Annotated in this window: 10 protein-coding genes and 1 pseudogene; 4 read left to right on the top strand and 7 right to left on the bottom strand. The window is 68.1% G+C overall.

The features are described 5' to 3' along the window. Window positions 1–221: winged helix-turn-helix domain-containing protein (locus FFS49_RS41240; RefSeq protein ID WP_137910486.1), on the bottom strand; the 221-nt coding region annotated here is incomplete at its 3' end. A gap of 695 nt (window positions 222–916) precedes the next feature. Between FFS49_RS41240 and FFS49_RS41235 the strand changes: the two genes are divergently transcribed. Further along, complete coding sequence (locus FFS49_RS41235) at window positions 917–3,094, top strand: DUF4132 domain-containing protein (protein ID WP_105817788.1); 2,178 nt, start codon at window positions 917–919, stop codon at window positions 3,092–3,094. Between the two features lie 25 nt (window positions 3,095–3,119). Here the strand turns inward: FFS49_RS41235 and FFS49_RS41230 are convergent, their stop codons facing one another. The 3 genes from FFS49_RS41230 to FFS49_RS41220 form a co-directional block, all read right to left on the bottom strand. Further along, complete coding sequence (locus tag FFS49_RS41230; RefSeq protein ID WP_105817787.1) at window positions 3,120–4,031, bottom strand: hypothetical protein; 912 nt, start codon at window positions 4,029–4,031, stop codon at window positions 3,120–3,122. A gap of 89 nt (window positions 4,032–4,120) precedes the next feature. Then, the gene (locus FFS49_RS41225; protein WP_046546746.1) at window positions 4,121–4,444 is read right to left on the bottom strand and encodes a TfoX/Sxy family protein; all 324 of its coding nucleotides are present in this window, start codon (window positions 4,442–4,444) and stop codon (window positions 4,121–4,123) included. 339 nt (window positions 4,445–4,783) lie between these two features. Beyond that, complete coding sequence (locus tag FFS49_RS41220; protein WP_105817786.1) at window positions 4,784–6,517, bottom strand: site-specific integrase; 1,734 nt, start codon at window positions 6,515–6,517, stop codon at window positions 4,784–4,786. Between FFS49_RS41220 and FFS49_RS41215 the strand changes: the two genes are divergently transcribed. Further along, window positions 6,516–8,159: a tetratricopeptide repeat protein gene (locus tag FFS49_RS41215; protein WP_224755647.1), complete on the top strand. Its 1,644-nt coding sequence runs from the start codon at window positions 6,516–6,518 to the stop codon at window positions 8,157–8,159. The two genes, FFS49_RS41220 and FFS49_RS41215, sit on opposite strands and share 2 nt — an antisense overlap. Here the strand turns inward: FFS49_RS41215 and FFS49_RS41210 are convergent. Both FFS49_RS41210 and FFS49_RS41205 read right to left on the bottom strand, forming a co-directional pair. Next, entirely contained in the window at window positions 8,131–8,322 is a 192-nt protein-coding gene (locus FFS49_RS41210) for a DUF2964 family protein (RefSeq protein WP_071336349.1), read from the bottom strand. The genes FFS49_RS41215 and FFS49_RS41210 overlap by 29 nt on opposite strands. Before the next feature lie 13 nt (window positions 8,323–8,335). Then, window positions 8,336–8,815 carry a universal stress protein gene (locus FFS49_RS41205; RefSeq protein ID WP_039362713.1) on the bottom strand — a complete coding sequence of 160 codons (480 nt, stop codon included), beginning with the start codon at window positions 8,813–8,815 and terminating at the stop codon, window positions 8,336–8,338. Between the two features lie 295 nt (window positions 8,816–9,110). Between FFS49_RS41205 and FFS49_RS41200 the strand changes: the two genes are divergently transcribed. Next, window positions 9,111–9,872: a fumarylacetoacetate hydrolase family protein gene (locus FFS49_RS41200; RefSeq protein WP_039362712.1), complete on the top strand. Its 762-nt coding sequence runs from the start codon at window positions 9,111–9,113 to the stop codon at window positions 9,870–9,872. A gap of 81 nt (window positions 9,873–9,953) precedes the next feature. On the opposite strand, the pseudogene FFS49_RS42855 reads toward FFS49_RS41200, so the two are convergent. Further along, window positions 9,954–10,113, bottom strand: a pseudogene (locus tag FFS49_RS42855) (EamA/RhaT family transporter); the annotation flags it as partial. A 123-nt stretch (window positions 10,114–10,236) separates the two neighbouring features. Here FFS49_RS42855 and FFS49_RS41190 point away from each other — a divergent pair. Then, window positions 10,237–10,869 carry a GNAT family N-acetyltransferase gene (locus tag FFS49_RS41190; RefSeq protein ID WP_171026917.1) on the top strand — a complete coding sequence of 211 codons (633 nt, stop codon included), beginning with the start codon at window positions 10,237–10,239 and terminating at the stop codon, window positions 10,867–10,869. The last annotated feature ends 406 nt before the right edge of the window (window positions 10,870–11,275 follow it).

The raw sequence follows: 11,275 nt of genomic DNA, 5'->3' as shown, positions 1-11,275 counted from the left end.
TGGCCGTCGTCGCGCCGCAGGTTCACGAAATAGCCCGACTGCGGGCGGCTTTCGAGCAGCCCGCGGCTTTCCAGCAGCAGATACGCGTGCAGCACGGTCGTGATGCTGATCCGGTGCTGCTGGCTCGCCTGCCGCACCGACGGAATCCGGTCGCCGTGCCGGTACACGCCCTGGCGGATCAGGCGCTCGATGTCGTCCGCGAGTTTTTCATAGAGTTTCATCGCGTGCCTCCCGCCGGCCTGTGCAGCTGTGCAGCTGTGCCGCGCTGCCGTTTGCGTCGGACACGCCCGTGTTTCGCCCGCCGACCGGGCCGTCGTGATTCCTGATCCTTCCCTCCGGTTTTGCCTTTTCCATCGCACTGGCTCTCTCTTGAAGATGCGCCGACAGGGTTCCGGGACGACTGGATCTGCGGCACTGTGCACTTGATGATGGAATCTTAAGAGCAGAACAGTTGGCGACGAGTACACACATCGATCGCGCGAACAAGAGTACAGTTCGGCGCGATTCGCGCATTGCGGGGGAACTGTACGTCTTATGAAATGGGCCGCGATGCCGGCAAATCACACGCCGCGACGCCGGACGGAGGTTCGTGACTTTACGGAACGGCAGGACAGCGGTGACGAGTGCACTCCGTGGCGGGACAGGTTGCCGGGCAAATCGGGAACAAAAACTGTGCGATCACACGGTTTTTCATACAATTCCGCCTATCGCCCGCCAAAAACTCGTCGATCGCACGGTTTCTTCCTGAATTTCGCCGTCGGGATGTAACACAGCGACGCTCGGCGGCGAAATGCACCTGCTGCGCGCGATCCGCCATATCGTCATCCACGAGATGGTCGAGCGGCTGCGCCCGCGCTGACGCCAAACACCACACCCAAGACGATCCGATGCCGCCACGCGAGGGCCGCCGAACATCATGACCCAATCTGTCCAGCCGCCCATCGTGGACCCGCTCGTCGCTCGACTGACCGGCACCGCCGACCACCCGCGCTTCACCGGCGCGCCGCTCGACCTGTCGACGCTCGACGCGCACACGCTCGGCGCAGTGTGGCCGGCGCTGCGCCGCACCGAGGAACACGTCGCGCAGCACGACTACGCGTACGACGATCCGCGCGCCGAATTCGCGCGCTGGCTGCGCACCCGGATCGATGCGCTCGAGCTCGCGCCGCTCGTCGATGCCGAGGCCGCGCTCGAACTGTTCCGCGACATTCCGGCCGGCGCATGGCAGCGCGCGTTACAGGAACTGTCGTGTCTCGACGCGCTGCCCGCGCCCGCGCTGCAGGCCGAACTCGCGCGCATCCTCGACGAACCGCAGAACGACGGCCTGCAAAGACTCTCCGTGTACGGGGAATATGCGCTCCAGTCGTTCGCCGGGCGGCGCGACATCACGGCCTTGCGCGATGCGTATGCGCAGTTGAATACCGATTCCCCGTTTCGCGTGCGCGAGCTCGACGTGCTGCCCGAACTCGGGCCGGCGGCGCTGCTCGCGCTGGCCGCGACGAACGACGGTTATTTCGCGCCGAAGCGGCTGTGGTTCAACGCCGACGATCCGGCCGCCACGCTCGCGGAGGAGCCCGCTTACGTCGACTTCGCGCGCGACACGCTGACCGAAGCCGCGCGGCACGTCGCCGCGATTCACGCGGGTGAAGTCCCCTATCAGGCCGATCGCGCGTTCACGACCGACGACGCGCAGGTCGTCGCGCGCGCGGCACGCGTCGCGGCCTATCGCGACGCACCGTGGCTCTCCCCGCTGATCGGGCCGCTGCTGACCGGCGTGTGCGTCGCGCCGACCGCCGCGAAAACCGCGCCGTCGCAATCGCTCGCGATCGCGCTCGGCCATGCGGTCGAGACGATCCCGACACCCGAGAGCGTGCTTGCGCTGCGCGATGCGCTGGCCACCGTGCGTCACGCGGGCGTGCAGAAGAAGCTCGCGCGTAACCTGAAGCCGGCTGAACGCGCGCTCGGCGAACGGCCGCACACCGCGCTGCGCATGACACTCGACGCGAAGCCCGACAAGAAGCAGCTCACGATGCTCGCCACCTGCATGGAAGCGGGTTTCTGGCAGTCGATGACGCTCGGCCATGCCGAATGGCGCGAGCGCCTCGTCGATGCGCCGGCCGGCGCCGCGTTCTCGACCCGCACGATCTGGCAGGCACGCGCGCGTGACGGCGCGACCGTCTCGTTCATGCCCGACGTCGCGAAGGGCAAGGTCGTGCTGCGCGACGCGGCCGGCGCGGTATGCGGGCTCGACGCCGACAGCGAGATCCGGCTCTGGCATCCGTTGCTGGCCGATGCGGACGAGCGGCTCGCGTGGCAGCGCGCGATCGTCGGCCGTGCGATCCGGCAGCCCGTTCGGCAGGCGTTCCGCGAGTTCTACGTGCCGGCCGACGAAGACACCGCGACCAGTCATTCGGCGATGTTCGAAGGTCATGTCCTCGCGAGCCGCCCGCTGATCGGCGTCGCGCGCCGCGAAGGCTGGTCGATCCGCGCGTACGACGACGGCCTCGCGCGCGAGTTCGGCGACGTGCGCGCAACCTTCAGCGTCGCCGCGCGGCTCTTTCCCGGCACGGACGGCCAGGGCACGTCGGGCCGGCTGCACGTCGAACGCAGGCGCGAGCGGCGCTGGATGGCCGCGCCGATCGGCGAAATCGATCCCGTCGTGTTCTCGGAGGTGGCGCGTGCGGTCGACCTGCTCGTCAGCGTCGCCGCATTCGCGCTCGACGATGAAGCGACGCGCGCGGCCGACACGCTGGCGGATCCGGTGCGCCAGCGCGCCGCGCGAAACGAGCGCGAGCAGCGCCTGCACCGGTTGTCCGACCTGCCGCTCGGCACGATGGCGCGGCATCGCAAGCAAGTGCTCGCGCTCGTGTTCGCGGAACCGATCGCGCAAGGCCGGGTGACGCTCGACGAGCGCCATGTGCGCGTCGGCGCGTGGTCGGTGCATTGTGCGACCGGTCGCGTGATGCGCGACGGCGAACCCGTCGAACCCGCGATCGAGCCGCCGCCGTCGCCGCTGCGCGCGGTGCCGTGGCTGCCTTACGACGAAGCGCTGTTGCAGCGGATCGTCGATGTGGTCGCGGGGCTGCTCGCCTGAGCGGCCATGCGGCAGCAGCCACCGCCTACCGCGCCGCCTGCTGCCGCTGCACCTCCTGCGCTTTCATCTGCAGATACGCACCGCGCTCGACCTCGTGCAGTTGCTGCGGATACTGTTCGGTCGCGTCGAACCAGCGCGCGAGGCGCTGGTCGAGCGGCTTGTCGAGCGTCGCGAGAAACGTGTCGATCGCGAGGTAGTAGCGCATCGTGTTGCGCTCCAGCAGCCCGCGCACGCCGCCGACGTACTGCGGCTGCGCGGCCGATCCGCCGCTGACGGTCGTGAAGCCGACCTTGTCGCTGCCGACGGTCGCGAGGTAGGTCTTCATCGCCATCCGGCCGACCGTGCCGAAGCCATACGAATACGTCAGATGCAGGAACGTGCGCGATGCGCCGACCGGCACGGCCTCCAGCGCGATCCGGTAATCCTTCGTACCCATCGGGCCGCTGTCGGCGGTCAGGTCGACCTGGAAATAGTCGGGCGTCGCGGTTGCCACGCGATAGCGGAACTGCACGCGGTAGGTGTCCGGCAGCTTCTGCTGGATCTTGCGGCCGAGGTTCACGTCGAGCACCGGGCCGTTGCTGCCGGTCGACGCGTGGCAATACTTCGTGTTCAGGTGCAGGATCAGCACCGCGCACCAGTTCGCGGGACCCTGCGCGGGATCGTCGAGCTGGCCGCTCACCACCGCGTACGGATAGTCGACCACAGCGTAGATGTCGCCCTTCAGCGACGACGACGCTTCCGCCGATTCGAGGACCAGCGGCCGATGAAACGCGTTGTCCTTCAGTTGCGGGCCGAGGCTGCGGTAACGCTCGAGCAGTGTCGCCGCATCGTCTGCGCCGAACGACAGCGCGCTCCAGCCCGCGCACAGGGCCGCGACGAGCGCGCGCCGGGCGCGGCGAGCAAGCCACGTGCCGCGCGAATGTCCGGATGTCTTCATTCTTGTGCTCCCGCCGGATGCGCGATGGTCGCGCACATGTGTCACAGAATACGCCTGGCCGCAGCGCAACATGGCATCCGAACGCGCCGTTATCGGCGCCGCTTCACCGGCACCGGCAACTGCGCGGCGGTGATCCGGATCAGCGCCGACAGCCATTCGCGATCGTCCCAGCGCTCGCCCGCGATGACGAGGTGCGGCTTCGCGGCCGGATACGGCGGGCCTTCTTCGCACGTGCCGAGAAACGCGCGGCCTTCGGCCGTCGGCTTGACGAACAACCGATCGTCGCAGACGAGCGCGACCATCTTGCCGTCGCAATAGATGCCGTATTCGCCGAACATCTTGCGCGCCGATACCGTGCCGGCCGCCGCCATCTGCTCGACGATGAAATCAACGGTGCCTTGGCTCGATGCCATTCGCTACTCCCGGAAAAGTGGTTATGACCCTGGCATGCCGCCGACCGTTCCGCCTGGTTCGGGAAATGCTGCGGCGCGTCGCCCTGGTCGGTGGCGCGCGCATTCAGGCACGTGCGATCTCGATCACCCGCCCTCGCCCGACATCGCTGGCAGTTGCATGACGGTGCGTCGAACCATCCGATAGCGCCTCACAAAACACGGGCTTCGCCGACGTGCCGGGGGAGCGACACGGGACGGCCGGCGATCAAGCGGCCGGCGGCCACTGAACAACACGTGGCGCCGCGCGGCCGATTGCAACCGCGCCCTCTCTCCGGACGCAGCGCCGACGGCACGACACGGCTACTTGTCGGCCGCGAACGCGCTCGACATCTGCCGCGCGCGCTTCACGTCGTCACCGTGCAGGTAGATCGACGTCGTCGAGATCGACGCATGGCGCAGGTTGTCACGCACGGTCGTCAACTCCGCGCCGCGCGCCAACGCGTGTGTCGCATGCGTATGGCGCATCCAGTGCGGGCTTGCCTGCCGCAGCTTCTGCGCGAGCGCGGGGTTGTCGGCCTCGACCTGATCGGCCGTCTGCGCGAAGAAGCGCTGCATCACCTTCCACAGCCGCACGCTCGTGATCGCGGCCGCGCCGTCTTCCGCGAGGCTCGGGATCAGCGGCGTATCGGGCCGCCAGCGCGACGGCGTGACCGGCAACCGACGTGCGACCAGGAAACGGTCGAGCCCCGTGCGCGCGAGCGGCGGCAGCGCGACGCGCGCGGCCTTGCTGCCCTTGCCGATCACCTTCAGCCACGCGTCGCCGTGCGCATCGGTCTCGATGTCGCCGAGCGTCGCGCCGACCAGCTCGCTCGCGCGCAGCCCGGTCGCATAGCCGAAATCGAGAATGAAGCGCAGCCGCTGCGCGGCGGCCGGCGTCCAGCCCGACTGCGGCGCGGCCGGCGTGGCCTTGCGGAACTCGAGCCCGTCGGCGATCGTGCGCACGAGCAGCCACTCGCCTTCGGTGAACGCGTGCGACGTATCGAGTACGGTCGCGCCGCGCGTATCGCGCACCTTGACGCCCGCGAACGGATTCGCGAGCAGGTAGCGCTGCTCGATCAGCCAGCGGAACAGTGCGCCAAGCACCGACAGCGTGTATGCAGCCGAGCGCGCGGACAGCGCGCCCGAGAACGGCCGCCAGTCCGGTGCACCGCGCGGCCGCACGGGCCCGACCCAGCGCTCGTGCGGCGTCGGGCGCCGCACGAATGCACGATACGCGACCGCATCCTCGGTCGTCAGCGACGACAGCGCGCGGCCGCGCTCGACGATCGCCCACAGGATCAGCCGCTCGGCCTCCTTCCGGTACGCCCGCCGCGTCGCGGCCGATTCGTGCAGCGACAGCCACGCGTGTACGGCCGCGTAATCGTTGTCCGCATCGAGCGTGCTGGTTGCGCGCGGCGCGCGGAAGGTGCCGGCCGAGCCGTCGACCTCGTGCGGCAGTTTCAGTTGCTCCCACGGCACGATAGCGCCGCGCGGCGTCGCCGCGATCAGCGCACGCGCCCGCTCCGTCAGCGCCGGATGCGCGGCGAAAAACGCCTCGATGTGCCGCGCACCGGTCACGCCGAGGCCCGCGATCGCACGCCACCACTGGCGCCGGCGCGGAATCCGCACCGTGAGATCGGCGAGCGTCGCGATCCCGTGCGCACGCAGCGCAACGACCGCACGCGCGGGCAGCCACAGGCCGACGTCGTCGCTGATCTGCGGGACCGGCGCACGCGCATGACGCAGCAGGCCGATCGCTTCGGCCGCCGCCTTCGCTTGCTGCAGACGCTCACCGTCGGCATGACCGAGCCGCTCCGCGAGATCGGGCCGGCCCACCTGCCGCGCGACGCGCACGAGGCGGCGGCGAATGGCTCCGATCACGCCGCGCGCCGAGCGCCCTTCGCCGAGCCGATCTGGCAAGTAACGCTCGACAGCCTGACGCACGGTCATGCCGGCGTACCACGCACGCAGCGCGGCCAGTTCGTCGGCATCGGGAAAGCCTGCGGGCGCAGGGGTGGAATCGGAGGAAGGCGGTGAGGCGAGGCGCGGTTTCATGACCGCGAGTTTGACAGAAGCGCGCGCGATCGGGTACGTCGCGCGCAGGGTTCAGGACGAGATACGCGTTCACACGCAGGACGCCCGACGCGCCCTGCTATGCTCCGCACTGCATTCCCGCGGCCTCCGTTCGCTGCTTCCTCGCATCACGTTGCAACGGGCGGGTTCCGCGTTGAATTGCGCTGGGCGATCCGGCCATCCGTCTCGGTATGCGCAGCCGGATATCAAAGGCCGCGTGGGTCGTCCAATGCATTTCCGGCCGTCGGTCAATCACGCCTTTACCAACAAGAACCGCCATTCCATGACATCCCGCCTTGTCGCCGCGCTCGTTGCCGCGGCCTTGAGCTGCACCGCGCTGCCCGCCGCCTACGCACGCACCTACGTCGCGCCGACCGCGTCGTTCGGAACCGGAGCTTACGTTCACCGGTTCGTGCTGCGCGACCCCGTCACGCACCGGCCGCTGCCGAATGCGCGCTACCGGCTGCTGCTGCCCGGGCAGGTGATCGCGGGGCTGCCGCCTCATGAAAAAGGCGGCGAAAGCGTCGTGTTCGGCACGACCGATGCCGCCGGACGCACGGTGCGGATCCGCCTGCCCGCCCGTCATCCCGAGCATGAGTGGGCGCTTCAGCCCATCGTCGGCGAAGGCGACATGGGCGGAACGTTCCGCGTGATCGACATCGATACGGGGCGACCCTACGGCCGTTACTCATACGTACTCGACGTGACGGGCGCCTACCTGGCCTGCGGGCAGATCGACGCCAACGGCTATACCGTCTTCGCGCAATCGCACGAGGACCGCAAGCTCTGGTTGCACCCCACGGTATTGCGCATCCCCACGGACACCGACTGGTGCGCAGGGCCTGCCGCGGACATCGCCAACAGTGCCGGCAATCCGGGCGTGCCCGATCTCTACACGCAGTACCTCGGCAGCCTGGTCGCCGACGGCCAGCATCTCGGCCGGGCACTCCGGCAACAGATCGCGGCCAAGATGGTCGCGCTGGCGATTGCCGAACGGGACGAAGGCCGCATCGACACTGCGCTCGAGGTGGGCAATTTCACGGATCGCATGTTGAACACGGTCGGTTACGACCTCGTCAATGCCGGCCTGAAGATCGATCGTGCGATGGCGATGATCGATGCGCGCCTCGCGAAATCGCCGGACGACGCGTATGCGCTCGACAGCAAGGGCTGGGCACTGTATCGCCTTGGTCGCAACGACGACGCGCTGACTTGGTTCGACCGGTCGATCGCGATCTTCGCGAAGGACGGCGACATCGACAAGGATGCACGCGAAGCCTATGCAAGCGGGCTGACGCACAAGGGTGAAGTGCTGTGGAAGCTGGCGCGCCGGGATGAAGCGCGCGAGGCGTTCGCGCAGGCGCGGCAGGTGCAGCCGGAGAACGCCGACCTGGCGGAGACATTGAAACGGCTGGCGATCCCGCTCGGGCAGCGATGGCGCGAAGGCGCCGGGTACGGCAAGCGAATAGCCGGCGACGCGAGCGGGCATGCAAGCGGATGCCTGGCGCTGCAGCGGCTGTCGCGGGGCACGGGGCGCGCGGCGGCCGGCCGTGTCCGGCACCTTCACCGGACGAGGCCGGCCACGCTCGCTTCCATCACTCCTCGCCCTTCGCACCCGGGTTGAGCATCACGACGAAGCCGGCCACGCCGACCACCAGCGCGATGGCGCCGCCGCGCAGCGCCATCGTGTTGTCGAACAGCAGCCCCGACACGACGGCCATCATCCCCGCGAGCGACACGAACACCGCGATCGCCGCGACGACGATCCGGGACTGGCGGCGAATCATCGCGCGCGCCGCGTCAAGCAGCCGCGGCGGTAGCCGCTGCGTCGTGATCGTCACTGCGAATCAGCAGCACCGGGCACTTCGAGCCGCGCACGAAGCGCTCCGCGACGCTGCCGAGCAGCACGCGCCGGATCCCGCGCCGCCCATGCGTGCCGACCACCGCGAGATCGACCGCGCCTTCCTTCACGTAGCGCTGCAGGCGCTCCGCGATGTCCTCGCCGATGCTTTCGGTCTCGACGAGTTCTGCCTCGCCCTTCGCACCGGCCCGCGCGAGGATCTGCTCGGCTTCGCGCAGCACCTTGCGCCCGTCATCGCGCATCTCCTCGACCAGTGCGTGCGGATCGAAACGGCCCGCGTAAGTGAACAGCACCGACTTGTCCACCACATACACGACGCTGACGTGTGCGTCGCTTGCCAGCGCGACCTTCACTGCCTCGGCAAGCGCCTGCTTCGACGACGCGCTGCCGTCGACGGCCACCATGATCTTCTTGTACATGCGAACCTCGCTGGGGTGAGTTGCCGCGCGGCTGATCGCGCGGCCTTGTCACCATCATCGGCGGTTGGCTGGTTCGAATGTTGATGGCGATCAAGGTCGACCGGACACCGTCCGTGCGGCAAAGCGCCGCGACGTGATGCCAATACCGCTCGCTTGCGGCAAGGTCGCCAACCTGCCCGACGCGGAAGCCGAAGCGGCGGGATCGAGCGGTCATCGTGCCGAAAGCGCTATCATCGAATGTGCGACTTTCGTCCGGCCCTTATTTGCCGGCCCACTTTCAACTCGCTCAACCGACATGACAACGACTACCGAACGCGTGGACGGCGCCGCCCAGCATCTCGTCGCCGCCCGCCATGCCGGCTCGCCCGGCCCGCTGCTGCCCGATGCGCTGCGCCCCGAGAACGTCGAGACCGCCCTCGCGATCCAGCAGCGCGTGGCCGACCTGCTCGGCGAACCCGTCGGCGGCTGGAAATGCGCGCTGCCGCCGCCCGACCGCGTGATCCTCGCGCCGATCTTCGCGTCGACGATCCGCGAGGCCGACGCGCCGTACCGCGTCGTCGGCGGCCCGATCGTGCGGATCGAACCGGAAATCGCGTTCGTGCTCGATCGCGACCTGCCTGCGCGCGAACAGCCTTACGACGAACAGGACGTGCGCGACGCGATCCGCGAAGTGCGCATCGTGCTCGAAGTGCTCGGTTGCCGCTACGCGGAACCCACGCGCGCATCGAAGTTCGAGCTGCTGGCCGACGGGCAATTCAATCAGGGGCTGTGCGTCGGCCCGGTCGTGCCCGACGGGCTGAACGTGCCGCTCGAGACGCTGGCGCTGACGTTCGAAGGCGCGCTGAACCGCGCGATCGACGGCCGCCATCCGGACGGCGATCCGCTGAAGCCGCTGGTATGGCTCGTCAATTTCCTCGCGTCGCGCGGCGACGCCGTGCGCGCCGGGCAGATCGTGACGACCGGTTCGTACGCGGGCGCGATCGACGTGCCGCTCGGCGATGCGCTGACGGTACGCTTCGGCGAACTCGGCAGCCTGTCGGTGACGTTGACGGCTTGATGCGTGTGGTGCGCGGGAGCGGAAGCAGCTGATCGCAGCGTGACAGCGGAGATCAATGCGTGGCGTGTTTCGTGACCGCTGTCAGGTGCGTGGCTGCCCGCGCTGCCGTGACGGCAGCGTCATCGCGGCCACGCCCGCGACCACGCATCCGAGTCCCACCCATGCCGACGCCGATCAGCACGCGCAGGAACCGCTGCGCCGTCGTGCCGACCGTCCCGAGCGACTGCACGAGTCGGAAGTAGGAGGGGTTGAGATCGGCCCGTTCGGCACGGACCGCATCAGCAGATAGTGCCGGTGGCCTGGCGCGAACGCGTCAGCGCGACGCGAAATGTGGATTGCCGGTTGCTCGGTCGCACCGATACCGATGCCGGCCGATCGTTCGTCTATCCATGGACGACATGACGTGCAGAACAAGTCGCAGCAACGAACACCGAGGGCTCCAATGGACGAACCGACAGGCGCGATCAAGCACGCCGCCAGCTACCGGATAGCGACCGAACAGGACGTCGACGCGCTCGTCCAACTGGTCAACGCTGCGTACCGCCCGACGACGGATGCCGCCGGATGGACACATGAAGCATCATTGATCGATGGCCCGCGCATTACGTCGTCACAGCTCGCCGCGACGCTGCATGCACCGGACGCAGTCCTGCTCGTCGCCAAGATCGACGGCGGCGTCGCCGGCTGCATCGAAGTCAGGAAAGCCGGAGACGTGGCCTATATCGGCACATTGGCCGTCGCACCATCAATGCAGGATCGTGGGCTCGGAAAGGCGTTGCTGAACGAGGCCGAGCAGTTCGCGGTTCGCCACTGGGGGATCGGAACGGCCGTGATGGTCGTCGTGTCGGTGCGCCACGAACTGATCGACTTCTACCTGCGCCGCGGCTATAGGCGAACGGGCGAGCGGACGGGCTACCCGTTCGACGCAGGCGTCGGCAGGCCGCGAGACGAAAATCTGACCGTCGAGACGTTGACCAGGAACATTGCGCGCAACTGATGCCGCGTGCCGTCGCATCAAGCCGCTTCGGCTTCGCGCTGTTGGGCGTCGCGTTGCTGCTGCGCTTGTCGGTCCTGTTCCGCGTTCGCGCGCGCGGCAGCAGCGCGGTCAGCAGGCGTGGGGGCCTGCTGAGCATGTGCAGCCAGTGACACGAGTACCGTCAACGGCAATACCGCCATTCGGTTTATTGTTTTCATTGCGATCTAAATTCCGGGCCCGATCCGAAAGGGACGTTCATTTTCCGAATAGACGTTTCAGCAACCCGCGCTTTGGCGGCGTTGAAGGCGTGCCCACAGAAACATCACTTTGCGAAGGATCATTATTCGCATTTGATTGTTCTTGATGCACAAGGTCCCACGGATAATGATTCAAACCCGCGCATTGACTGTCATCGAGATTGAACGCC

This window comes from Burkholderia sp. 4NA327C6 (assembly GCF_005502655.1).
Classification (GTDB): domain Bacteria; phylum Pseudomonadota; class Gammaproteobacteria; order Burkholderiales; family Burkholderiaceae; genus Burkholderia; species Burkholderia contaminans.
The sequence above is the reverse complement of the archived record's forward strand: the minus strand, read 5'-3'. Positions and strand labels throughout refer to the sequence as shown.